Origin of the sequence: Flavobacterium sp. ABG (assembly GCF_001027725.1) — a bacterium.
Lineage (GTDB): Bacteria > Bacteroidota > Bacteroidia > Flavobacteriales > Flavobacteriaceae > Flavobacterium > Flavobacterium cupriresistens.
In genome coordinates, this window is sequence record NZ_LEKS01000021.1 from 35,384 (window position 1) to 58,985 (window position 23,602).

A 23,602-nucleotide genomic window follows, 5' to 3' on the forward strand; every position below is an offset into this window, starting at 1 on the left:
AATTAATTATCCTTTCTAACAAATATAAAAACAATTAAGTTTCCTTTTAACATTTCTTTTTATTTTCTGTAAAATCTTATTAAATGCTAATTCCGATTCTTTTTAAAAGATTCTTAATAACCTGATTGATTTCGGGTGAGATATTGAACTTATAATTGAAATAAACATAAAAAACAGTTACTATAGCGGATTTTAATGCAATGCTAATCAATTGATAAAAAGGAAATTCCCAAAAATAAAACACTAAAAACAAAGCAGCTGTTATTAAAATCGAATGTACCGTCTGTTTTGTAAACGGATACAGATGCAGTCTCTTAACCACAAATTGCAATTTAGCTAAACTGTATAAAGTAATAGACAATAAAGTCGCAAATGCAGAACCGAATATTCCCCAATACGGAATAAAGATCATGTTTAAAACAAAAGTTAAAAACACCAGCAGTAATCCTAAATACAGCACCATTCGGTAGTATTTGGTATTAAAAATAATGGCATTATTATTTCCTAAAATCAAATCGAAGTACTTCGACAATCCAATCATAAACACTACAGGAATCCCCCCGCTGTATTCTTTAGGAACCAATTCGTACAACTGGTTGATGTTTACAAAAATACACAGCATCACAAAACCACCCACGAATTGGAGGTTTATTGAGGTTTTTTTATACAAAACATTCAGTTCATCATGTTTATTTTCGTGCATCAATTTTGCTGTAATTGGATATACAATCTGATGCATCGCCCGACTTGGAACCGAAATTACCAACGCAATATAGGTCGCAACAGAGTAATAGGCAATATTCTCAATTTTCATGTATTGATTCAGCATCAGTTTATCTCCGTCCAAAAGTAAATTTGCTACACTTCCTGATAGAATAATAAAGAAAGTATATTCCATTACACTTTTTACATTCGCCGGAATTGTAATCTGAAAATTGGGTCTTTTTATGTAAAAGGCATAAAACATGGTTACCAGAAAGCCAATAAAATAAATTACTGCCGTCACGTAAACAAATTGCACCAAAGTGATCCAATGAAAATACAAACCAACTAATGCAAACGAAGAAAACAATCTCAATCCTACTTCTTTAATGAAATTTCCAAAAACCGAATGCATATGTACTCTTGCCCAAGCATAAAAAATTTCAAAATAAGCCATACAAATTCCGATAAAAGGAATCAGAAGCATAAATTCCTTTACAACAGGATTTTCTTTAGAGACAAAGGCCGTAATATCGTCAAAGAATAGCAAACCAATAATCCCTAACGGAATACACATTATAATAGGAAACAATGCCGTAAACGACAGAAACTGCTCTCTTTCTTTTTCTGTTTTATACTGGGAATAAAATTTAACCAGTGTGTTTTGCATTCCGATGGCAAACAATGGCATGATTACATTGGCCGCAGAAAGAACATAATTGGTTAAAGCATAATAGGTAGCACCTAAAAAAACCGGATACAAATAAAGGGTATTGATGGCTCCGATTCCGAAGCCTATATAAGTAATTATGGTATTTTTGAAAGACTGATTTAAGACAATGCCCATTTGTAATTTTAGATTGTAGTGTTCTGATCGTTTATTCGCTAATCAACTGTGCTAACTGTTTGGTTAAGTTTTTTCTCGAATATTGTTGTAAACCAACGCCATTCGCTTGTAATTTCCCTTCCAAATATTGATTATAAAAGTCCAAAATTACACTTTTTAGTTTCGCTTTTTCAGAATAATCAAAAAATACACCTGTATTTGTTTCCTTTATAATATCCGCGAAATCAGAACCTTGTGGTCCAATTGCAATTATAGGTCTGTTTGACACCATATATTCAAACAATTTACCCGGAATAATACTTCTGGTATCTTCTGAATTAATTTCGATCAGCAGCAAAACCTGTGATTTTTTCTGATGCGCAATAGCTTCATGATGCGAAACATAACCCAATAGATTTAAATACTCCTCCAGATTAAACTCCTTGATAGCATCTAATACTTCCTGACTTACGGCACCAATTAATTTTATTTCTAAATGCGTCTTAAAATCCGGAACTTCCTGAAGTAATTCGATCAGACTTTCCCATAAAAAACGCGGGTTGCGATCTGAAAGAAAGGATCCGATATGAGCCAAAGTAAACTTGGCATCTAAAGTTTGTTTTTCAACATTTTCAATATCATAACCGTTTGTAATTACCGAAATTGGTTTACTGGTGATCGCCTGAAACTCCGTTTTCGTCGTTTTACTGGTTACAATAATCGCATCTGCCGAATTAAGCACTTTATGTTCTAATTTTTTATGTTTTTTCGCAGCGTAAGCAGATAAACGCAATGCTTTATGATAGCCAATTGTAGTCCACGGATCGCGGAAATCAGCAAACCATTTTACATTTAGTTTCTCTTTTAATTCTAATCCGATTAAATGCAAACTGTGCGGTGGACCGGAAGTTACAATCGTATCTATATTGTTTTCTTTGATGTATTTTTCCAGATAAGAAACAGAAGGTTTTACCCATAAAACACGGGCATCCGGAATAAAAAGATTCCCTCTGACCCAAAGAAAAAGTTTATCCAGAAACGTTTGCTTTTTCTTTTGTGGAAAGATTCCCGAACTGATTTTCTTTGTTTTATTTTTAGAAAAAAGAGCCGCCAGTTGGTAAGGCTCCATAATTTTATTTTTAAGAACAATTACCTGATCTGATACTTCGTTAACCAAAGCTTCATCAACGATTGGATAAGTTGGGTTTTCAGGAACATAAACGATAGGCTGAACATTAAAGTCAGGTAAGTACTTTACAAATTTCAACCAACGTTGTACACCAGGCCCTCCGGCAGGTGGGAAATAATAGGTAATGATTAAGAGCTTTTTTTGTTCCAAGAAAAATTGGTTTAAAGTTTTAAAAATGCAAATTTAAAAGTTATTAGAATCATTTATGCCTTTTTAAAATCAATTTCTTATATAAATTAAATAAAAAACACAATAACAGAATACCGTTTAAGATAAGCCAGAAATTACTAAAGACATAAACTACTTTATATTTCATTTCCATGCTTGAAAAACTAAAATACTCTCCTTGACTTTCATCATAAAAATCATCGTATCCCATCATAAAAAGACCACAGAAAATATAAACTGAAAGATCTAAAATCAGCAGACCAATAATTGAAAAAACGTTCAAAAATAACTTACTCAAAATCAACCATTTCTAATTAAACTAGCTTTTATATATATCTTTAAAAGTGTACTTTTTTGCCTTTCTCAACATATAAGACAACTCTATCAGAGCCATTAATTTTTCTAATCTTTCCACATAAGAAAGCGCTTTTTAGATTCTGCTTTCCATTTATTTTTTATTCAATTTATTCAATTCTTCAATATCCAACTGATCTTTTAATCTATTAGTCGCTTTTTTTGCAATCATTAAATTATCGTAATCAATAAAATAGACTGGTGTTTTTTGTAAATAAACAATAGTAGCTTTTTGATGTAATTCATCAAATTTCACATTCTCTAGACCTTTAATCGAAGTCATTACATCTAATCTCAAATCATAAGATATAGTAAAATCAGTATATCCTGCTACAAATTGCATCGTTTCAATTTGTGGAAAATCACCTAATCCTATTTTTTTAAAAGCAGCCCGAAGGTTTAATCTATTTTCAACAGAATCCTCAATCAATATATCAATATCTCCTGTATTTCTTACATACCCATAGATATTAACAGCCAAACCTCCAATAGTAATGTAACGAACATTCTCTTCATTAAAAATTTTCCAAATATTTAGAATTTCCAGAAGCATTATTTACTCTGAATAATTTTAGGAGAATGTTTTAAGGCATATGAAAGTTCCACTAAAGCCATAAAACGCTCTATCCTTTCAACGTATAACTGCTGCAATTCCGAATTAACGGAAGTATCATTCACTTGAGGTTTCTGATTTTTTTTTGCAGTAGTAGTTTTCATGAAAATTTACTCTTTATGTAAAATTACTCTTTTCCTTTCAAAATAAATCCCACCAATCAACAATAATAACATTCCGATTGAACTTATCAAGGTAATCGTACTTCCGGTTTTTACAACCTGAGGTTCAAATTTAAACTCAATAGTGTGTTGACCACCCGGAATCTCCATCGCTCTTAAGACATAATCTACAGGGAAATGATCTGTCAATTGTCCATCGATATAGGCATTCCAACCATTTTTATAATACATTTCAGAGAAAACCGCTAAACCGTCTTTCTTATTGTCTGATTCGTATTTAATATAATTTGGTTTGTATACTACCGTTTTGATTGTTCCGGTTGTATCCCATTGTTTTTTCAAACGCGCATTTCTGAATTTGCCTTCGTGTTCACGCACATTAAAAACAGCGACCCTTTTAGTATCGATATTGTCTAATGCTTTCATCACATCATCCGGTTTGTTTACCAGTCTAACCGAACTTACAAACCAGGCATTACCATTGGTATTCGGGTTTACGGTCGGGAATTCTTTTCCTTCTTTATCGGTCTGGATAATATATTTTACATTCAACATGTCCAACACTTCCATATTGTTTTTTGCAATTTGGTAATCAAACAACTGTTGAATTCTTCTTGGTTTTGCTGCGTGGTATCCTCCCAATGAATGATGAAAATAAGAAGCACGCGCACTCGACATATTTCCGTTTACTTCAAAAACTCTGTAATGTGTGGTATCTTTTAAAATCTGAGCATCGGATGGCGTTTCCTGAAATGGAGCTGCAATTTGCACCGGACTAACGAAATCTTTGGCTGAAACGTATTTTTTATCTACAAAGAACAAATCAAAAATCATTAAAACACCAACAATGACTAAAGTTGTACTTTGCGAAAATTTGTTTTTAATGAACAACCACAGAATTCCAAAAGTCACTACAATAAAAAAGCCTGATCGCAATAAATCTGCCGAATACAAACTCATTCTGTCTTCTTTTAAAGCGTCAACAAAATCAGGTCCGTAACTTTCTAAGTAATAACTATCGCTGCTTCCTGAAAAATGAAACATGCTTTTGGTAATTACTAAAATCAATAAAATTCCAAGACCAAAAACTCCGGTTTGCACCAATGCTTTCTGTTGTAATTTTGGTTCTTCTTTCGCTTTAAAAAACGATTGTAAGCCCATAACAGCCAAAACAGGGAAACACAATTCAAGTATCACCTGAATAGAGGAAACAGCTCTGAATTTATCGTACATTGGTACGTAATCGATAAAAAAGTCTGTTAACAGAGAGAAGTTTTTCCCCCATGAGAGTATAAGTGAAACTAATGCTCCCGAAAGAAAAACGTATTTTATTTTTCTATCATCAATAAACAATGCCAAAACAGCTAAAAAGAAAACTACAACCCCAATATAAGCCGGAGCCGCAACAATAGGCTGGTCTCCCCAATAAGTAGGCATCCCGGATACAAAATCTTGTGCTTGTTCTGATGGAACTCCTTTTTCGATCATGAAAGAATACATGCGACTGTCTGTGCCTACATTTTCATGATTTGAACCTCCAAAAAGTCTTGGCGCAATTAGATTCAAACTCTCTGCAATTCCATAACTGTATTCTGTGATATATTCACGGCTTAGCGCATTCTCGTTTGTCTTTTTTGTTCCGTCCGGATTAAAAGTCAATTCGCTATTGCTTCGTGTACTAAATTTAGCATATTCGCTGGTGGCCAATAAATTAGTTGCATTGGCTCCAATCGCCAAAATTCCTGCGGCTACCAAAACACCAAACGAAATTAAAAGTGGCTTGTATTCTTTATCTTTAATGAAATTGAAAGCATAATAACCCGAAAGTATCAGCAGAAAAATCAATAAATAATAGGTCATCTGGAAGTGGTTGGCATTAACCTCTAAAGCCACCGCAAACATGGTGAGCAAACCTCCCCAAATGTATTTTTTCTGAAAAACCAGTATAAATCCGGCAATAACCAATGGCATATAAGCAATCGCATGTGCTTTTGCATTGTGCCCTACTCCCAAGATAATAATTAAGTAGGTTGAAAAACCAAATGCCAATGCGCCAATAAAAGCTTTTAAAGGATCTGTTTTTAAAACCAATAATAAACCGTAGAAACCTAAAAAGTATAAAAATAAGTAATCAGCCGGGCGAGGTAAAAAACGCAATGCATCGTCTAATTTCCCAACATAATCGTTAGGGTAATTGGCACCAAGCTGGTATGTCGGCATCCCTCCAAAAGCAGAATTTGTCCAATAAGGCTCGGCATGTTCTGTAGCTCTAAAATCATTTTGTTCCTTTGCCATTCCGGTATATTGAGCAATATCAGACTGGAAAATTTGTTTTCCCTGCAAAACCGGGTAAAAATAAATTAGGGAAACGAGAATAAAGCCCAAAACTACTAGGGCGTGCGGATAGAACTTATTTACTATTTTCAATTTAGGCAAGTTTGGTTAAATGATGAATCCTGTTTTTTCAGGACACAAACTTAATCTATTTCTTCGTAATCAACATAATCTCCCACTTTTTTGGTTTCACGGGGATTTTTCGCATTCGCAGTATCGATAATTATCTCATCTTTATTACGTTGCGTATTTTGCCATGAGTTACCCTGGCTATATTGTTGTTGTCTCTGAAAATTCTCTCCTGCTTTTTCTACAGCCTTTTTAACCAACACAGGCAAAAAGATTCTAGCTAAAAATTTAAAAATATAATAAAAAGCCAAGATGTAAAAAATAGCTTTTATTAAACCTGAAAAAGATGCTTCTTGCATAATTGTATATTTTTTTTTCAAAATTAAGAAATCTGTTGTTTAAAATTAAAATATCAATCTTAAATAAATAATAAAATATGTACATTTGAAATGCGTTATTACTTTTTAATCAAAAATTACGTTTATGTTAAAAGTTAAAAACTTATTTATTGCTACTCTCTTTTTTACACCACAATTCTTTTTCGCACAATACACTGATATCATTAATTCTAACCGTCCGGGGGAGACAATGTCTGCCTTTGCTGTTGGAAAAACTGTTATTCAGGCCGAAATTGGTATCTATGGAATAAAGGAAAAACATGATTTATTAAATTATGATGCGAATGGTTTTGGTACCGATTTAACATTCCGTTATGGTGCATTTTTAGAAAAACTTGAATTTGTACTTGATTTGCAATATCAAATGGAAGCTTTTAATACACCCTACAACAATTCTAAGAGAAATAATTTCAGACAAACCGTTTTGGGAGCGAAATATTTAATCTACGATCCTTTTAAAAACTACGAAAAAACAAAAAACATATACAGTTACAAAGCCAATCATAGTTTTGACTGGCATCAGTTAATACCTGCTGTATCTCTTTTTGCAGGAGCCAATTTTGTTGGCGCAGACAATCCGTACTCTTTTTCTCCGAAGTCCAGTATTTCGCCAAAAGTAGTATTGATTACACAAAATCAGTTTGGTGGCGGGAAATGGGTATTTGTAACTAATATTATTGCCGATTATATCACAACAGATTACCCAAGTTATGGTTATGTATTAACTTTAACGCACGGTTTCAACAACAAATGGTCCGGTTTTGTTGAAAATCAGGGTTATAAAAGTGATTTTTACAGCGATGGCATCGTGCGCGGTGGAGCAGCCTATCTGATTAACCCAAACTTACAAGTTGATGCTTCCATAAGCACCAATTTTAAAAACACACCGTCTATATTATACGGAGGAGTTGGAGTTTCATGGCGTTATGACGGAAAATACAAAGAAAAACAAATAGAATCCAAAAGGCAGTCCCGAAAAGACAAAAACAATCCTAAAGATGCTAAATCTAAGAAGGAAACAGATTATCAGGCACAGGAGAGAAAACGTAAATCTAAATACGAATAAAAATTTAATAACCTAAATCTCAAAACAAAGAGATATTTCACAATACGATCTTAATGATTACAATTAAAGAAGCCAAAAGCAAAAAAGAATTAACAGATTATATCAAATTCCCGTTTTCACTATACAAAGACAACCCGTATTGGGTTCCGCCTATAATTGCTGACGAACTGGAGTCTTTTGATAAAACCAAAAACCCTGCTTTTGAGAACGCCGAAGCTTATTTTTATCTGGCTTACAAAAATGATGAAATTGTTGGTAGAATAACGGCCATCATCAACTGGTCGGAAGTAAACAATCAGCACAAAAAGAAAGTTCGTTTTGGCTGGTTTGATGTTATTGATGATATTGAAGTGACCAAAGCTTTATTAGAAAAAGTATACGAATTAGGAAAACAAAACAATCTGGAACATGTTGAAGGTCCAATGGGCTTCTCTAATTTGGATAAAGTTGGAGTACTTACAGAAGGATACGATCAGATGGGGACTATGATTACCTGGTACAACAATCCTTATTATGTAACCCATTTTGAACAATTAGGTTTTCAAGTTGAGAAAGAATATCTCGAAAGCATTTTCCCATTTTCTAACGTAAAACCTGAATTTTTCCTGAAAGCACAGGAATTAATCAAAAAAAGATACGGTTTAAGATCGCTTACCTTTACCAAAACAAAAGACATTATGCCGCACGTGGATAAAATGTTTGATTTGTTTAATGATTCTTATGCAAACCTGGCTTCCTTTGTTGCCATTTCTGATGTGCAGAAAGAATATTTCAAAAAGAAATACATCAGTTTTATCAATCCGGAATACATCAAATTTGTAGTTGACAAGGAGGATAATTTAGTAGCGTTTAGTATTGTAATGCCTAGTTTCTCTGAAGCTTTACAAAAAGCAAAAGGAAAACTTTTCCCATTTGGTTTTTACCATCTGTTAAAAGCCAGAAAACACAGTAAAGATGTTGTTTTCTATTTAATTGGCGTACATCCCGACTATCAAAACAAAGGAGTTACAGCGATTATCTTTGACGAATATTTTAAAACTTTTTCTGAAAAAGGAATCGTAAACTGCATTAGAACTCCCGAATTAGCCGAAAATACGGCCATTCATTTACTTTGGAAAAATTTCGACCCAAAAGTACACTGCCGAAGAAAAACGTATAAAAAGGATCTTTAAAACAAACTAAACCCGACAGGTTTCAAAAACCTGTCGGGTTTGATTTTATTCTACCTTACAATCAACCTTAGTCAACGCATTTTTCTGATCAAACTTCAGTTTTGTTTTATCCTTAAAGGTTGCTTTATCATTTACCTCGACAATATCTCCATATCCTTCAATAAATGCACCGTCTTTTTGAAGAAAAACAACTTCTCTGACAGACGAAAGTCCTTCCGACATAAAGGTATAATCTGCAATCAGCGTATCTCCCTTCATATTTCCGATAATCGTTCCGTCATTCTTATCCTTTCCCGATAAAGCATAACTCAATTTCCCGTTAACTTCCTGATGTGAGTTTACATTAAAACTAAGTTGCACAATACTGTTATTCGCAATCGAAGCATAACATTGATCTCCGGAAGGCTCTACAATCTCTGCCTCTTTTGGCGGATTTGGCGCAATCTCTACCGGCTCAGGTGCTTTTTTACAGGATGTTAAAACAGCCAAAGTGACTATCGTTAGTGCGAGTATTTTTTTCATAATAATATTTTTTATGTTTTACTATTATAAATTTAGCTGAAATAAAAAAAAATCCATTCTTATGCAGAATGGATTTTTTTACATAATTCCCACTATTTGAGGAATCTATCATTTTTAGCAATTAAGCATCTAAATCAACCTTTGTTTTACTTGCTATTTCTTTGTAGGTACCGTTTTCTAATTTCTCACGAATTGCTTCAAAAGCAACTAACGTTTCATCGATATCAGCTAAAGTATGTGAAGTTGTTGGAATCATTCTCAACAAAATAATTCCTTTTGGAATTACCGGATAGATTACAATAGACAAGAAAATACCGTAGTTTTCTCTTAAATCATTCACCATAACCATTGCTTCAGGAACACTTCCTTCTAAATAAACCGGTGTTACACAAGTATTAGTATCTCCAATATTGAAATTTTTTGAACGTAATCCGTTTTGTAATGCATTTACGTTTTCCCAAAGTTTATCCTTCAATTCCGGGTGGTTACGCAACAATTCCAAACGTTTCAAAGATCCAATAGTCTGAATCATTGGTAACGCCTTAGCGAACATCTGAGAACGTAAATTGTATTTTAAATAATCGATAATATCTTTATCTGCAGCTAAAAAAGCTCCAATATTAGCCATTGATTTTGCAAAAGTAGAAAAGTAAACATCGATACCGTCCTGAACTCCTTGCTCCTCACCTGCTCCGGCTCCTGTTTTACCAAGAGTTCCAAAACCGTGTGCATCATCAACTAATAATCTGAAGTTGTATTGCTCTTTAAGTGCAACAATTTCTTTCAATTTTCCTTGTTGGCCACGCATTCCAAAAACACCTTCTGTAATAAGTAAGATTCCACCACCAGTCTCTAATGCCATTTTAGTAGCACGCTGCAGGTTTTTCTCTATACTTTCAAGATCATTGTGTTTGTAAGTAAAACGTTTCCCCATGTGCAAACGAACTCCGTCAATGATACAAGCATGAGAATCTACATCATACACAATAATATCATTTTTAGTAACCAAAGCATCAATAGTAGATACCATTCCCTGATAACCAAAGTTCAATAAATAAGCCGATTCTTTCATTACGAAAGCAGCCAATTCATTTTCTAATTGTTCGTGGTATTTAGTGTGACCAGACATCATACGTGCTCCCATAGGATAAGCAGCACCATATTCTGCAGCAGCATCAATATCTGCCTGACGTACTTCAGGATGATTTGCCAAACCTAAATAGTCGTTTATACTCCAGTTCAAAATATTTTTCCCACCAAATTGCATTCTTGGACCAAGTTCTCCTTCTAATTTAGGGAATACAAAATACCCTTCAGCTTGTGAAGCCCATTTTCCTAACGGCCCTTTATTGTTTTGAATTCTTTCGAATAAATCTTTTACCATAATATAATGAAGTAATATTTTTAATTTTAAACGCGAGCAAAAATAAATATTTATTCTATGTTATCATAATAATTTAAAAATGAATCGGATTCAAGGCAATACTTTAATATACTTTAAGAGTAAAAACCTTTTTATTTGTAGTGTTTTTCCTTTAAAAAAATACAACCAACACTAAAAACCGTAATTTATACCTGTTATAAATTCCGCATAAACGAACGAATTTGTTTTATTTTTTATTAATTTTAAAAGCATTTTACAAAATGAACATTATAAATTCTAATATCTAAATAATGGCTTTAAGCACCTCAAAAGATTTAAAACTAGCCGTTCTTATTGATGCCGACAACGTTCCTTATAGTAATGTAAAGGGTATGATGGAAGAGATAACAAAATTTGGAACACCAACCACAAAACGTATTTATGCCGACTGGACCAAACCAAACGCTAACGGATGGAAAGGGGTTTTACTCGAGCATGCCATCACTCCCATACAACAATACAGTTATACGGTCGGTAAAAACTCCTCCGATTCAGCACTTATAATCGATGCCATGGACTTGCTCTACTCCGGTAAATTGGATGGTTTTTGCATTGTTTCCAGCGATAGCGATTTCACACGTTTAGCAATTCGTCTGCGGGAATCCGGCATGAAAGTGATTGGTATTGGGGAAAAGAAAACACCAAACTCTTTTATTGTCGCCTGTGATCGATTTATTTATATTGAAGTTTTAGACGGCGCCATTCAGAAAAAGAAAACAAAAACCGCCGTAGCCGATATTAAAAAACCAGTCGAAAAACCCGCCGAAAAAGCCCTTCACAAAATCGACAAGCAAACTATCGAACTTATCGAAGCCACAATTGAAGACATCGAAGACGATGACGGCTGGGCATTCCTTGGTGATGTCGGAAATCTGATTGTAAAGAAAAAACCCGAATTTGACCCTAGAAACTACGGTTTCTCAAAACTTACGCCCATGTTGAAATCCTTAACTGATATTCTTGAAATTGACGAAAGAGAATCAGACAAAAAAGGCATTAAACACGTTTACGTTCGTTTACGCTTCAACTAATTACCAAACTATTCCATTTTAATTTCAAAAAAACATGAGAAAAAAATTCTTTATTTACGGATTCTTATTGTTTCTAATTGTTGCTGCAATCTATTATTATACAGATCGTGGTTTTTTACTCGTTATCATTCTGCCGATTCTATTGGTTGTCGGAATCTATAACGCTGTTCAAACCAAACATGCCATTCTGAGAAACTTTCCGGTTTTAGGCTATTTCAGGTATTTATTTGAAATGATCGCTCCGGAAATTCAACAATATTTTATCGAAAGATCTACAGACGGAAAACCTTTTTCCAGAAATCAACGCTCTTTAGTCTATCAAAGAGCCAAAAATATTGATTCAAATACTCCTTTCGGAACACAACTCAATTTAAATCAGGACAGCTACGAAGGAATCAAACATTCTATTTTCCCTGCAAAAGTAAATGACGAACTACCACGTGTATTAGTTGGAGGAAAAGACTGCAAACAACCTTATTCTGCCTCTCTCTTTAATGTTTCAGCCATGAGTTTTGGTTCTCTAAGCGAAAATGCTGTTCGCGCATTAAACATTGGCGCACAAAAAGGAAAATTTTATCAAAATACCGGTGAAGGAGGATTAACAGAATTTCACCTTGCCGGCGGCGGAGATATTACCTGGCAAATTGGAACCGGTTATTTTGGCTGTCGTGATGCTGAAGGAAATTTTAGTTCGGAAAACTTTAAAGAAAAAGCCAATCATCCAAATGTAAAAATGATTGAGATTAAACTTTCGCAGGGTGCAAAACCAGGTCATGGTGGTGTTCTTCCGGCAGCAAAAAACACCGTTCAAATTGCAAAAATAAGAGGAGTTGTTCCACATACACTGATCCTCTCCCCTCCCAGCCACAGTGCTTTTTCTGATGCAAAAGGCTTAGTTCATTTTATAGCACACTTACGTGAATTGTCGAACGGAAAACCAATCGGTTTTAAATTATGTATCGGAAACACTGCCGAATTCGAAGCCATTTGCCACGAAATGATCGCAGAAAACATCTTCCCTGATTTCATTACAGTAGACGGAGCAGAAGGTGGTACCGGAGCAGCACCTCTGGAGTTTTCTGATGGTGTCGGAATGCCTTTTGAACCTGCTTTGATCTTTGTAAACAAAACATTGGTAGGTTTAAATATTCGTGACAAAATACGCATTATTGGCAGCGGAAAAATTATTTCGGGTTACTCTATCCTACATGCCGTTGCTTTGGGCGCCGACATGTGCAATAGTGCCCGTGGATTTATGTTTTCTCTAGGTTGTATCCAGGCATTACGTTGTCACAATAACGAATGTCCTACCGGAGTAGCAACTCAAAACAAAATGCTTATGAAAGGTTTGGTAGTAACCGATAAATCAGATCGTGTCTATCATTTTCATAAAAACACTTTACATGCCGCAAATGAACTTCTAGCCGCAGCCGGCAAAAAAAGCTTCGCCGATGTAGACATTAATATATTCATGCGTGGTGATGAATTCAGCAATTTATCAGACAGTTATTTCCCTGACAACCTAACGAATGTCACCAAACATTAAAACAACAAAAGCTACTTTGCGGTTATATTCAACCGAAAAGTAGCTTTTATTTTTAGTTTTCAGTCTCAGTTTACAGTCTCAGTCACAACTTGAAACCTGAAACTTGAAACAGTCTCAGTTTACAGTCTCAGTCCCAACCTGAAACTTGAAACCTAAAACAGTCTCAGTTTACAGTCTCAATCTCAACTTGAAACCTGAAACCTGAAACTAAAAAAAACTTCTCACCCCTCTAGCCTCCTTTGATAAAATTATTTTTTCAACAAAACAGCAACAACTTCCTTATCCAGAATTTCTTTTACCAGAACCGTATTATCATTGGCCAAAAAATATACATCAAATCGCACTCCTTCTTCGATTAGCTCTTTGGGAATTTGATTTTTATGGATCATTTCTTTCAATAATTTAGGAAACGATTCAGTGGCAGCCACTTTATTAGGTTCGTTTTGTTCTAAGTTGGTCTCAAATCGCAGTTCAATCTTATCATCGTTTATATATCCTCTTGCGGTAGTTAATGTTACGTTTTCTGCTTTAAAACTTTTAGCCGTATTGTTATATTCAACCACATACTCCTGAAGTTTTTGTTTAGTGTTTTTACAACTTACCAATAGCACTATGATACTAACTGCAAATAAAATCCGACTTATTTTCTTCCTCATAATTTTTAGAATTTTTACATTAATCGCTTTACTCTTAAAAGTGTCTCAAGATAATAATAATCCGTCTAATATATAAAGACAAAAAAGAAACCTAGTCTGTTGCCTTTTTTTTAAACACACTAAAATCACACTACTTTACGCCCCTTTTTATATCTTTGTTTAACTAAAAGACTACCAAGACCTAAATTAATACAGAAATTGAAAAAATCAAAAATCTACTATACTCTCGTATTTCTTTTGGTAATCTGTCTTGGAATACTCTCCAGAAAAATCACACTAATTCCGCTATGTTTTGGAGATGTATTATACGCCATAATGATGTATACTTTAGTTAGAATTGTATTCATTAATAAAAAAGCATACTTTATTATACTAATTTCTTTATTGATTTGTTATAGTATTGAAATTTTTCAACTCTGTCAGCAAGAATGGATTATCGCTCTGAGAAAAACGCTCTTCGGAAGGTATGTTTTAGGACAGGGATTTTTATGGAGTGATCTCCTAGCTTATACTTTTGGAATTGCAATTGCCTATACAATAGAAAAACTTACCTTAAACTATACTACTTATGAATCTCGTTTTCGCTTCAAACAACAAAAATAAAATCAAAGAAATACAAAGCATCCTTCCGGATTCTATCAAAATATTAAGTCTTGAAGAAATTGGCTGTCACGAAGACATTGCCGAAACTGCCGATACCATAGAAGGAAATGCAATTTTAAAAGCCGATTATGTAACTAAAAACTATGGTTACGATTGTTTTGCAGATGATACAGGTCTTGAAATTACTGCTTTGAATGGCGTTCCAGGTGTATATTCTGCCCGTTATGCAGGCGAACACCGCGACGCTAACGATAACATGGACAAACTTTTAGGTGCACTATCGGATCAATCAGATCGCAGCGCCCAGTTCAAGACCGTTATAACATTAAACTTAAAAGGAGAACAACATCTTTTTACGGGAATCGTAAAAGGAACTATCACACTTACCAAAGCAGGAAATGAGGGTTTTGGATACGATCCGATTTTTCAACCCGAAAACTATACGGAAACTTTTGCGCAACTGCCTTTAGAGATCAAAAATAAAATCGGTCATCGCGGAAAAGCAACACAGCAACTAATTGATTTTCTGAATTCAGCAAAATAATCGTTTAAAATACAACATTTTAAACTCAAAAAATTATATTTCACGACGTATTTTTTTTCTTTTTTAACGATTTCTTACTCAAAATGATTTTACAATATTTATAACTTTTTGATAATCAAATCATAACAAATCCATAATTCTTAAATAAGCATTAGTTTATCTGAATAATTAACAGTAATTTTGCACCCTATTTTAAAAATACATATGAATAAATTTGAACAATTAGGATTGAATGAATCGTTACTGAAGGCGATTTTAGATCTAGGATTTGAAAATCCGTCAGAGGTACAGGAAAAGGCGATTCCCCTATTATTGGAAAAAGACACAGATATGGTTGCGTTGGCTCAGACAGGGACAGGGAAAACGGCAGCTTTCGGTTTTCCGCTAATTCAAAAAATTGATGCTGACAACAGAAATACACAAGCATTAGTTTTATCGCCAACACGAGAACTTTGTTTACAGATTACCAACGAACTTAAAAACTACTCAAAATACGAAAAAGGTATTAATGTGGTAGCAGTTTACGGCGGGGCTAGTATTACAGAGCAAGCCAGAGAAATTAAAAGAGGAGCTCAGATCATTGTAGCTACTCCGGGGAGAATGCAAGACATGATCAACAGAGGTTTAGTTAACATTAAAAATATAGATTACTGTATTCTTGATGAGGCTGACGAAATGTTGAACATGGGATTTTATGAAGATATCGTATCTATTTTATCCGATACTCCAGACGAAAAAAGTACATGGTTGTTCTCTGCAACTATGCCACAAGAGGTAGCCAGAATTGCAAAACAATTCATGAGCGAGCCTGTAGAAATTACAGTAGGTGCTAAGAACTCAGGTTCTGCAACTGTTTCTCACGAATTTTACTTAGTAAATGCACGTGACCGTTACGAAGCTTTAAAACGTATCGCCGATGCTAATCCGGACATTTTCTCAGTAGTTTTCTGTAGAACAAAACGTGATACACAAGCGGTAGCTGAAAAATTAATCGAAGATGGATACAGCGCTGCTGCATTGCACGGAGATTTATCTCAAGCGCAACGTGATGGTGTAATGAAATCTTTCCGTGGAAGACAAATTCAGATGCTTGTTGCTACTGACGTTGCTGCACGTGGAATTGACGTTGATAATATTACTCACGTAGTAAACTATCAATTACCTGACGAGATTGAAACTTACAATCACCGTTCAGGACGTACAGGTAGAGCTGGAAGATTAGGAACTTCTATCGTAATTGTTACTAAAAGTGAATTGCGTAAGATTTCTTCTATCGAAAGAATTATCAAACAAAAATTCGAAGAGAAAGTTATTCCATCCGGAATCGAAATCTGCGAAATTCAATTATTACACTTAGCTAATAAAATTAAAGATACTGAGGTAGATCACGAAATTGACAACTACCTACCGGCTATCAACAACGTTCTTGAAGAGTTATCTAAAGAAGAGTTGATCAAAAAAATGGTATCTGTAGAATTTAATCGTTTTATCGCTTACTACAAAAAGAACAGAGATATTTCATCTCAAGCTGGAGAAAGACGCGAAAGAAGTGATTCTGAACCAAGAGAATTCAACAATAACGGAGCAGTTCGTTATTTCGTAAACATCGGTTCAAGAGACAACTTCGATTGGATGTCACTTAAAGATTATTTGAAAGAAACATTAGACTTAGGTCGTGATGACGTTTTCAAAGTAGATGTAAAAGAAGGTTTCTCTTTCTTCAACACTGATCCTGAGCACACAGAAAAAGTAATGGAAGTATTAAACAACGTACAATTAGAAGGACGTCGTATTAATGTTGAAATTTCTAAAAATGACGGTGGCGGAAGACGTGATCACAACGGACGTTCTGGTGGCGGAAGAAGCTCTGGAGGACCAAGAAGAGAAGGAAGTTTTGCTCCAAGACGTGAAGGTTCTGGTGGTGGTGGATTCAGAAGCGATAGAAACTCTGCTCCTAGAGAAGGTGGTTTCAGAAGCGACAGAAATTCATCTGCTCCAAAAAGAGAAGGTGGTTTCAGAAGTTCAACTCCAAGAACTGAAGGTGGTTCTGACAGAGCCCCAAGACGTTCTGAAAGCTTTGGTGATTCGCCAAGACCAAGAAGACCAAGAAGAGATTAATTCTCTTTGTTAATTTTCTGATAATTATATTTGGATACTGCGAAATATTTAATCTTGATTCACTACTTTTAGTGCTTTAAATCAGGATATGAAATATTTCGCAGTTTTCTTTTTTACATTACTATCTACTATTGCTTTTGCACAAGACACCCCGTCTACAATACCACAAAGAGTTTCGGGCTACATTATTAATGACAACAGCAAACAACCTCTTTCAGGAGTTAACATCATCAACACCAACAAGGTTAGAGGTGCAAAATCTGATGAAAAAGGATATTTCGAAATCGACGTACAAGTCAATGATACCCTTCATTTTTCGATTTTAGGATTTCAATCGCTGCGTATCAGAGTAACCAATGACTGGATAAAAAATAAAGTAACCAGAATTCAGCTTACTGAAAAAGCAATTGCGCTTGAAGAAGTTATTATTGCTCCCTTTAGCTTAACGGGTTACCTTGAAGTTGATTCTAAATTAATTCCGACTAAAGAAAACTATCGTTATAGCATTTCAGGCCTTACACAAGGGTACGAAGCCGGTGAATATTCTCCAAATGCCTTTGGAAAAGTATTAGGTTCGATCTTTAATCCTGCAGATATGCTTTATAATTTCTTCGGAAAAAATGGTAAAGAACTCAAGAAACTTAAAGAGATGAAGAAAGACGATACGGTTCGAAATCTTTTAGAGTCCAAATACGACCGCGAAACAGTTTCTGTATTATTAGGTATCAGTAAAGATGAAATTCCGGAGATTATGCACCGTTGTAACTATTCTGATTCTTTTATTCAGACTGCAAACGATCTGCAAATCATGGATGCCATAAGCGCTTGTTATGAACAATATAAAGTATTAAAACGAAATTAATTGCTACATTATAAAAATCAATCCTCAATTGTCTAATTGGGGATTTTTTTATTTACGGCATTATTCTTTCAAAATAATGGTATTTCAACAAATAATTGATTAAATTAGTCATTATACATCTCTTAAAATCGTCATCGATTTTAAAAATCAATTTAAAATGATAAACATAACCGATAAGATTCTAAATTTTATAGATCTGCATAAAGGGGAAGAAGACAAAAAAACAGTAATACAAAACATTAGCAGCACGGTATCTTTTAGAGGATCAAATCTCTGGATCTTAGTATGCGCTATCATCATTGCATCTGTAGGACTAAATGTCAACTCTACTGCTGTGATAATTGGCGCCATGCTTATCTCTCCTTTAATGGGGCCAATCGTTGGCGCAGGATTTGGCTTAGGAATGTATGATTTTGAATTACTAAAAAAATCCATTAAGAATCTATTAATTGCAACAATCGCAAGTTTAGCAACTTCTACCATTTACTTTTACATTAGCCCTTTTAAAGAAGCACAATCTGAATTACTAGCCAGAACGTCTCCAAATATCTACGACATCTTAATTGCCTTTTTTGGAGGTTTGGTTGGTGTGATAGCCGTAACCAGAGTCGAAAAAGGAAATCCAATTCCGGGTGTTGCTATTGCAACGGCTTTAATGCCTCCTTTATGTACCGCGGGTTATGGCCTTGCTTTAGGTAATTTTAAGTTTTTCTTAGGTGCCATGTACTTATATACCATCAATTGCGTTTTTATCTGTATCGCTACTTTTGTAATTGTCAACTACCTGAAATACCCTATAACCAGACAACTTGATACTGTACATCAAAAACGTGTTAAATACATTATTACGATTCTGATTTTATTTTTAATAGTTCCCAGCATCTATTTTGCTTACCAATTATTCATTCAAAAAAATTATACCTTTAAAACAGAAACTTTTATCCGAAAAGAATTTCTGGATAACGATTATCCTATTATCTACAAAAACATCGAATACAATACTAATCCAAAAAGAATAGAACTTGCATTTTTAACAAAGAAATTTAACGATGCCGAGATTATCAATTTAAATAAAAAATTAACGGAATACGATCTGAAAAATACCCGATTGATTATTAAACAAGATACTTTTAATCTGTCAAAAGACATCATGAATAAAATCAACAGCAGCAAAAACTTAGTCGATCAAAAAGATGTCCTGATTAACGATTTAAGAAATCAATTGTCACAATATCAATTCAAAAACCTTCAGATTGGAAGCGAAGCCAAAATTCTGTTTCCATTTGTAACCTCACTGTCTATTGGAAATTATTCATCTGAACACAAAGACAGTAAAACCAAAATTATCCCGATAATCCTTTTTCAAAGTAAAAAAGACATCACTTCAGAAACCAAAGAAAAACTAAAGTCCTGGCTAAAAGTGAGACTTCAAAAAGACTCTATAGAAGTATATAGACAAAGTGTACCCGAAATAAAAACCCTAAAAAAATAAATATTATGTCAAAAAGTCAAGATGCAAAAAAAACGGTAAAAAAAGAACCGTTAAAAACGGCTAAAGAAAAGAAAGAAGAAAAGAGAGAGAAGAAAAACAATCCTAAACGAGATTGATAGTAGTATTCAGTCGCAGTCGCAGTTTTCAGTTATTACCGAAAACTGTGACTGCAAACTGAGACTAATTACTTATTTAACCGGAATATTTGATAGAATTTCTAATACAAATTTCCAATATTTCTTAGCAGAAGAGATACTTGCTCTTTCGTCCGGAGAGTGTGCTCCGTGAATGGTTGGTCCAAAAGAAATCATATCCATATCCGGATAATTTGTTCCTAAAATTCCACATTCCAAACCAGCATGACAAGCCACTACTTTTGGTTTCTCGTTATTTTGTTTTTCGTAAATCTCTTTTAATACTTCTAGTATTTCTGAGTTTACATTTGGTGTCCAACCTGGGTAAGAACCTGAAAGTTCTACTTCGCAACCTACTAATTCAAAAGCAGAACGCAATGCATTTGCCAAATCAAATTTTGAAGTTTCTACAGAAGAACGTGTCAAACATCCAATTGTGATTTCACCGTCCTTTACTATTACTCTGGCAATATTATTTGAGGTTTCCACTAAATCCTCCATATCAGCACTCATTCTGTAAACACCATTATGAGCTGCATAAATAGCACGAATAATACCTTCCTGAACACCTAAATCCATTACTTTTTCCGGTAAATCACATTTCACGATTTCAATAGAAAGATTAGGTTCAGTCGTTTTATACTCCGCTTTAATATCGTTGATAATTTCCTGCATATCAAAAATGTAAGCTTCATCAAACATTTCAGAAATGATTACTTTAGCAACACTTTCTCTTGGAATTGCATTTCGTAAACTTCCTCCGTTTATTTCAACCACTTGTAAACCAAAGTTTTCAAAGGCATCAAATAACAAACGGTTCATAATTTTATTAGCATTCCCTAGACCTTTATGGATATCCATTCCTGAATGACCTCCCTTAAGCCCTTTTACGGTAATAATATGTCCAACAGAACCTTCTGGAACTTCTTCTTCATGATAGCTTCTTGTAGCCGTTACATCAATTCCTCCGGCACAACCGATATCAATTTCATCATCTTCTTCAGTATCTAAATTTAATAAAATCTGCCCCTGAAGAATTCCTCCTTTTAGGTTTAAAGCTCCTGTCATTCCGGTTTCCTCATCAATTGTAAACAAAGCTTCAATCGCAGGATGCGGAATATCTTTACTTTCTAAAATAGCCATAATAGTAGCTACCCCTAACCCGTTATCTGCACCAAGTGTAGTACCACGCGCACGAACCCAGTCACCATCAACATACATATCAATTCCCTGCGTATCGAAATCAAAAACAGTGTCTGCATTTTTTTGGTGCACCATATCAAGATGCCCTTGCATTACAATCGCCTTACGATTTTCCATTCCAGCAGTTGCCGGTTTTCTAATTATAACGTTGCGGATATCGTCTTCAAAAGTTTCTAAACCTAAGCTATTTCCAAAGTTCTTCATGAACTCGATCACTCGTTCTTCTTTCTTCGACGGACGTGGAACGGCATTCAGATCAGCGAATTTGTTCCATAGCGCCTTAGGTTCCAGATTTCTTATTTCCTGACTCATTATTTTGTGTTTGAAGTTTAACAATTAAGAGCATCAAAGTTAAGAAAGTATTACCTCTTAAAAAAAAGTATCTACCATTCAATCAACAAATAAAATGAATCGTTGGATATTACTTCCAATTAACAAATAAGGAAGGTTATAAAAAGTAAAAATTTATTTAAAATTATAAAATTTTTCTTACTTTTAGTTATTGTTTTAATTTTTAAACTAAAAATCATTTTATGGAATCTCTCCTTTCAGAATTTACAGTTTCCACTCTATTCTTCAATATTATTTGCAGCTTCTTTGCTTCGTTCTTTTTTATCTTTACTCTTTTGATTTTTTTCAAACCCAAATTTGAAATAGTACCCTTAATAGCAAAAAACAATAGTCCATTTGATAATATTGACCAAATTTGTTATTCGTTCAAAATTATAAACAAATCACTCTTTGGTGCTTATAACATTGAAGCCAGAACCAATTATTATTACATCATACAAGGCGAAAATGGCATTATTAATAAGATCTTTTCCAGAATTGAACTTAAAACAGATACAATCAATTACATACCCGGTTATATTCCTTTCAAAAAGAATTACGGTCATAACTGTATTCAGTTTTTCACTTATGAAGATTTACCTAAAAAAATGCAATATTCCCCTACACACATACAATTTCAAATTACCGCCCGCCATAGCTTAACAGGGCTAAACAACATATTTACTCATGAATTTGTCAATAAAGCCGCAATCCGTGAAGGAAAATTTAAAGAAGGAAACTTCAAAGAAATCTTACAATGTTAATTAACTTTTTATATCAATAATAAATACATACATTTACAATATTAAACTTAAAACAAAACAGTTATGAAAAATGATATCATTGCAATGTAAGCTCATCAAAAAAAATAACACTTAAAAAATACAACCAAAAACCGAAGTCTCTTCGGTTTTTCTGTTTTTAAATACTTCGTATCGTCATAAATACATCTCTCCCATTTACGATCTGCCAGAATATCAAGAATGTCTTATAAAAAATTAATAATTGTATTTATATTTACGTAACCAAAATTTACATTGTGAAACGAAAATACATTCTACCTTTATTACTTCTCCTGCAGATTATTCTTTTAAAGGTTCTTCCCTTTTTTCCGGAATTCATCGAACGCTTTTATAGCAATGGAATCTATTTGAAAATCTCTCATTTCTCGAGAATTATTCTAGGCTGGATTCCGTTTTCGATAGGCGATTGTGTATACTCGGTTTTAATACTCCTTTTAATTCGTTGGTTTTGGAAAAACCGTAAGACCTGGAAATCAAATTGGAAAGACCATCTTTTAAGAACACTAAGCGTAATTTCTATATTTTACTTTTTCTTTCATCTGCTTTGGGCTCTTAATTATTATCGTGAACCTCTTTTTGAAAAAATGAAGATTAAAAGAGAATACACGGATGCCGAACTATTGGTTTTTACTAAAAAACTAATAGCAAAAACGAATGAAATTCAATTTCAAATAACAAAAAAAGACAGTTCAAAAGTCGTTTTCCCGTATTCGCAAGAGCAAGCTTTTCAGATGAATTTAAACGGGTATCAAAATCTTGCAAAAGAACATTCCTATTTTGCTTATCAAAATCTAAGCATCAAAAAATCGCTATTCAGCCTGCCATTAACTTATATGGGATTTGGAGGTTACCTGAATCCGTTTACCAATGAAGCGCAAGTAAATGACTTATTGCCTATGTATAATTTTCCTGCAACGAGTTGTCACGAAATGGCACATCAGATCGGGTTTGCTAGCGAAAGTGAATGTAATTTTATTGGCGTTTTGGCAACCGTTAAAAACGATAATTTATATTACCAATATTCCGGTTATAGTTTTGCTTTGCGTTATTGTCTTGGCATTTGGCAGGCAAAAAACGAACCCCTTTTTAATCAATTAAAGAAAACGGTTCATGTTGGGATTTTAAAAAACTATCAGGAAAGCCAGGACTTTTGGAAACAGTATGAAACCCCGATCGAAACCGGTTTTCATATTTTTTATGATAATTTCTTAAAAATAAACCAGCAAAAAGACGGCATGGAGAGTTACAGCAAATTTGTCGATTTGATGGTGAATTATTATAAAGGAAAAGAATTTTAATTGAAGTGTAACAAAAATTAAAAC

21 protein-coding genes are annotated in these 23,602 nt (G+C 34.0%); 11 read left to right on the top strand and 10 right to left on the bottom strand.

The window, feature by feature from the left end; all coding sequences use genetic code 11:
• Positions 1 to 79 precede the first annotated feature (79 nt).
• The 6 genes from AB674_RS18555 to AB674_RS18580 all read right to left on the bottom strand — a co-directional run bounded on the left by AB674_RS18555 (position 80) and on the right by AB674_RS18580 (position 6,736).
• Positions 80 to 1,549, bottom strand: a complete 1,470-nt coding sequence (locus tag AB674_RS18555) for a polysaccharide biosynthesis C-terminal domain-containing protein (protein ID WP_047778778.1) — start codon at positions 1,547 to 1,549, stop codon at positions 80 to 82.
• Between the two features lie 31 nt (positions 1,550 to 1,580).
• The gene (locus AB674_RS18560; RefSeq protein ID WP_047778779.1) at positions 1,581 to 2,867 is read right to left on the bottom strand and encodes a glycosyltransferase family 4 protein; all 1,287 of its coding nucleotides are present in this window, start codon (positions 2,865 to 2,867) and stop codon (positions 1,581 to 1,583) included.
• A gap of 466 nt (positions 2,868 to 3,333) precedes the next feature.
• Positions 3,334 to 3,792: a hypothetical protein gene (locus tag AB674_RS18570; protein ID WP_047778781.1), complete on the bottom strand. Its 459-nt coding sequence runs from the start codon at positions 3,790 to 3,792 to the stop codon at positions 3,334 to 3,336.
• Positions 3,792 to 3,956 carry a hypothetical protein gene (locus tag AB674_RS22895; RefSeq protein ID WP_165579397.1) on the bottom strand — a complete coding sequence of 55 codons (165 nt, stop codon included), beginning with the start codon at positions 3,954 to 3,956 and terminating at the stop codon, positions 3,792 to 3,794. Before AB674_RS22895 ends, AB674_RS18570 begins: the two co-directional genes overlap by 1 nt.
• A 6-nt stretch (positions 3,957 to 3,962) precedes the next feature.
• Positions 3,963 to 6,401 carry a YfhO family protein gene (locus AB674_RS18575; protein WP_047778815.1) on the bottom strand — a complete coding sequence of 813 codons (2,439 nt, stop codon included), beginning with the start codon at positions 6,399 to 6,401 and terminating at the stop codon, positions 3,963 to 3,965.
• Between the two features lie 50 nt (positions 6,402 to 6,451).
• The gene (locus AB674_RS18580; RefSeq protein WP_047778782.1) at positions 6,452 to 6,736 is read right to left on the bottom strand and encodes a DUF4834 family protein; all 285 of its coding nucleotides are present in this window, start codon (positions 6,734 to 6,736) and stop codon (positions 6,452 to 6,454) included.
• Between the two features lie 124 nt (positions 6,737 to 6,860).
• Here AB674_RS18580 and AB674_RS18585 point away from each other — a divergent pair, with 124 nt between their 5' ends.
• Positions 6,861 to 7,841 carry a transporter gene (locus tag AB674_RS18585; RefSeq protein ID WP_047778783.1) on the top strand — a complete coding sequence of 327 codons (981 nt, stop codon included), beginning with the start codon at positions 6,861 to 6,863 and terminating at the stop codon, positions 7,839 to 7,841.
• A gap of 53 nt (positions 7,842 to 7,894) precedes the next feature.
• Positions 7,895 to 9,013 carry a hypothetical protein gene (locus tag AB674_RS18590; RefSeq protein ID WP_047778784.1) on the top strand — a complete coding sequence of 373 codons (1,119 nt, stop codon included), beginning with the start codon at positions 7,895 to 7,897 and terminating at the stop codon, positions 9,011 to 9,013.
• Between the two features lie 45 nt (positions 9,014 to 9,058).
• Here AB674_RS18590 and AB674_RS18595 read toward each other — a convergent pair whose 3' ends face one another.
• Entirely contained in the window at positions 9,059 to 9,535 is a 477-nt protein-coding gene (locus AB674_RS18595; RefSeq protein WP_047778785.1) for a hypothetical protein, read from the bottom strand.
• A gap of 121 nt (positions 9,536 to 9,656) precedes the next feature.
• Positions 9,657 to 10,919, bottom strand: coding sequence for an aminotransferase class I/II-fold pyridoxal phosphate-dependent enzyme (locus AB674_RS18600; RefSeq protein WP_047778786.1), 1,263 nt, complete (start codon positions 10,917 to 10,919; stop codon positions 9,657 to 9,659).
• Between the two features lie 290 nt (positions 10,920 to 11,209).
• Between AB674_RS18600 and AB674_RS18605 the strand changes: the two genes are divergently transcribed.
• Together AB674_RS18605 and AB674_RS18610 are read left to right on the top strand one after the other, a co-directional pair.
• The gene (locus tag AB674_RS18605; RefSeq protein ID WP_047778787.1) at positions 11,210 to 11,989 is read left to right on the top strand and encodes an NYN domain-containing protein; all 780 of its coding nucleotides are present in this window, start codon (positions 11,210 to 11,212) and stop codon (positions 11,987 to 11,989) included.
• 34 nt (positions 11,990 to 12,023) lie between these two features.
• A complete protein-coding gene (locus AB674_RS18610) occupies positions 12,024 to 13,535 on the top strand; it encodes an FMN-binding glutamate synthase family protein (protein ID WP_047778788.1) in 1,512 nt (503 codons plus the stop codon).
• Positions 13,536 to 13,783: 248 nt separating this feature from the next.
• Here the strand turns inward: AB674_RS18610 and AB674_RS18615 are convergent, their stop codons facing one another.
• The gene (locus tag AB674_RS18615) at positions 13,784 to 14,191 is read right to left on the bottom strand and encodes a hypothetical protein (protein ID WP_047778789.1); all 408 of its coding nucleotides are present in this window, start codon (positions 14,189 to 14,191) and stop codon (positions 13,784 to 13,786) included.
• Between the two features lie 198 nt (positions 14,192 to 14,389).
• Here AB674_RS18615 and AB674_RS18620 point away from each other — a divergent pair, with 198 nt between their 5' ends.
• The 5 genes from AB674_RS18620 to AB674_RS18640 all read left to right on the top strand — a co-directional run bounded on the left by AB674_RS18620 (position 14,390) and on the right by AB674_RS18640 (position 19,810).
• Positions 14,390 to 14,794 carry a DUF2809 domain-containing protein gene (locus AB674_RS18620; protein ID WP_047778790.1) on the top strand — a complete coding sequence of 135 codons (405 nt, stop codon included), beginning with the start codon at positions 14,390 to 14,392 and terminating at the stop codon, positions 14,792 to 14,794.
• Complete coding sequence (locus AB674_RS18625) at positions 14,760 to 15,338, top strand: non-canonical purine NTP diphosphatase (protein WP_047778791.1); 579 nt, start codon at positions 14,760 to 14,762, stop codon at positions 15,336 to 15,338. The genes AB674_RS18620 and AB674_RS18625 overlap by 35 nt, the downstream gene beginning before the upstream one ends.
• Before the next feature lie 204 nt (positions 15,339 to 15,542).
• A complete protein-coding gene (locus tag AB674_RS18630; RefSeq protein ID WP_047778792.1) occupies positions 15,543 to 17,456 on the top strand; it encodes a DEAD/DEAH box helicase in 1,914 nt (637 codons plus the stop codon).
• 88 nt (positions 17,457 to 17,544) lie between these two features.
• A complete protein-coding gene (locus tag AB674_RS18635; protein ID WP_047778793.1) occupies positions 17,545 to 18,318 on the top strand; it encodes a carboxypeptidase-like regulatory domain-containing protein in 774 nt (257 codons plus the stop codon).
• Positions 18,319 to 18,475: 157 nt separating this feature from the next.
• A complete protein-coding gene (locus AB674_RS18640) occupies positions 18,476 to 19,810 on the top strand; it encodes a DUF389 domain-containing protein (protein ID WP_082210676.1) in 1,335 nt (444 codons plus the stop codon).
• Positions 19,811 to 19,998: 188 nt separating this feature from the next.
• On the opposite strand, the gene AB674_RS18645 is transcribed toward AB674_RS18640, so the two are convergent.
• Positions 19,999 to 21,459, bottom strand: a complete 1,461-nt coding sequence (locus AB674_RS18645; protein WP_047778794.1) for an aminoacyl-histidine dipeptidase — start codon at positions 21,457 to 21,459, stop codon at positions 19,999 to 20,001.
• 221 nt (positions 21,460 to 21,680) lie between these two features.
• Here AB674_RS18645 and AB674_RS18650 point away from each other — a divergent pair, with 221 nt between their 5' ends.
• Positions 21,681 to 22,241, top strand: a complete 561-nt coding sequence (locus tag AB674_RS18650; protein ID WP_131701561.1) for a hypothetical protein — start codon at positions 21,681 to 21,683, stop codon at positions 22,239 to 22,241.
• A 275-nt stretch (positions 22,242 to 22,516) separates the two neighbouring features.
• A complete protein-coding gene (locus tag AB674_RS18655; protein ID WP_047778796.1) occupies positions 22,517 to 23,578 on the top strand; it encodes a DUF3810 domain-containing protein in 1,062 nt (353 codons plus the stop codon).
• Positions 23,579 to 23,602 lie beyond the last annotated feature (24 nt).

Excerpts from the sequence above, each read along its gene's own strand:
- AB674_RS18555 (WP_047778778.1), bottom strand. The coding sequence starts at position 1,549 with ATGGGCATTGTCTTAAATCAGTCTTTCAAAAATACCATAATTACTTAT.
- AB674_RS18570 (WP_047778781.1), bottom strand. The coding sequence starts at position 3,792 with ATGCTTCTGGAAATTCTAAATATTTGGAAAATTTTTAATGAAGAGAAT.
- AB674_RS22895 (WP_165579397.1), bottom strand. The coding sequence starts at position 3,956 with ATGAAAACTACTACTGCAAAAAAAAATCAGAAACCTCAAGTGAATGAT.
- AB674_RS18580 (WP_047778782.1), bottom strand. The coding sequence starts at position 6,736 with ATGCAAGAAGCATCTTTTTCAGGTTTAATAAAAGCTATTTTTTACATC.
- AB674_RS18585 (WP_047778783.1), top strand. The coding sequence starts at position 6,861 with ATGTTAAAAGTTAAAAACTTATTTATTGCTACTCTCTTTTTTACACCA.
- AB674_RS18590 (WP_047778784.1), top strand. The coding sequence starts at position 7,895 with ATGATTACAATTAAAGAAGCCAAAAGCAAAAAAGAATTAACAGATTAT.
- AB674_RS18595 (WP_047778785.1), bottom strand. The coding sequence starts at position 9,535 with ATGAAAAAAATACTCGCACTAACGATAGTCACTTTGGCTGTTTTAACA.
- AB674_RS18600 (WP_047778786.1), bottom strand. The coding sequence starts at position 10,919 with ATGGTAAAAGATTTATTCGAAAGAATTCAAAACAATAAAGGGCCGTTA.
- AB674_RS18605 (WP_047778787.1), top strand. The coding sequence starts at position 11,210 with ATGGCTTTAAGCACCTCAAAAGATTTAAAACTAGCCGTTCTTATTGAT.
- AB674_RS18610 (WP_047778788.1), top strand. The coding sequence starts at position 12,024 with ATGAGAAAAAAATTCTTTATTTACGGATTCTTATTGTTTCTAATTGTT.
- AB674_RS18615 (WP_047778789.1), bottom strand. The coding sequence starts at position 14,191 with ATGAGGAAGAAAATAAGTCGGATTTTATTTGCAGTTAGTATCATAGTG.
- AB674_RS18625 (WP_047778791.1), top strand. The coding sequence starts at position 14,760 with ATGAATCTCGTTTTCGCTTCAAACAACAAAAATAAAATCAAAGAAATA.
- AB674_RS18630 (WP_047778792.1), top strand. The coding sequence starts at position 15,543 with ATGAATAAATTTGAACAATTAGGATTGAATGAATCGTTACTGAAGGCG.
- AB674_RS18635 (WP_047778793.1), top strand. The coding sequence starts at position 17,545 with ATGAAATATTTCGCAGTTTTCTTTTTTACATTACTATCTACTATTGCT.
- AB674_RS18640 (WP_082210676.1), top strand. The coding sequence starts at position 18,476 with ATGATAAACATAACCGATAAGATTCTAAATTTTATAGATCTGCATAAA.
- AB674_RS18645 (WP_047778794.1), bottom strand. The coding sequence starts at position 21,459 with ATGAGTCAGGAAATAAGAAATCTGGAACCTAAGGCGCTATGGAACAAA.
- AB674_RS18650 (WP_131701561.1), top strand. The coding sequence starts at position 21,681 with ATGGAATCTCTCCTTTCAGAATTTACAGTTTCCACTCTATTCTTCAAT.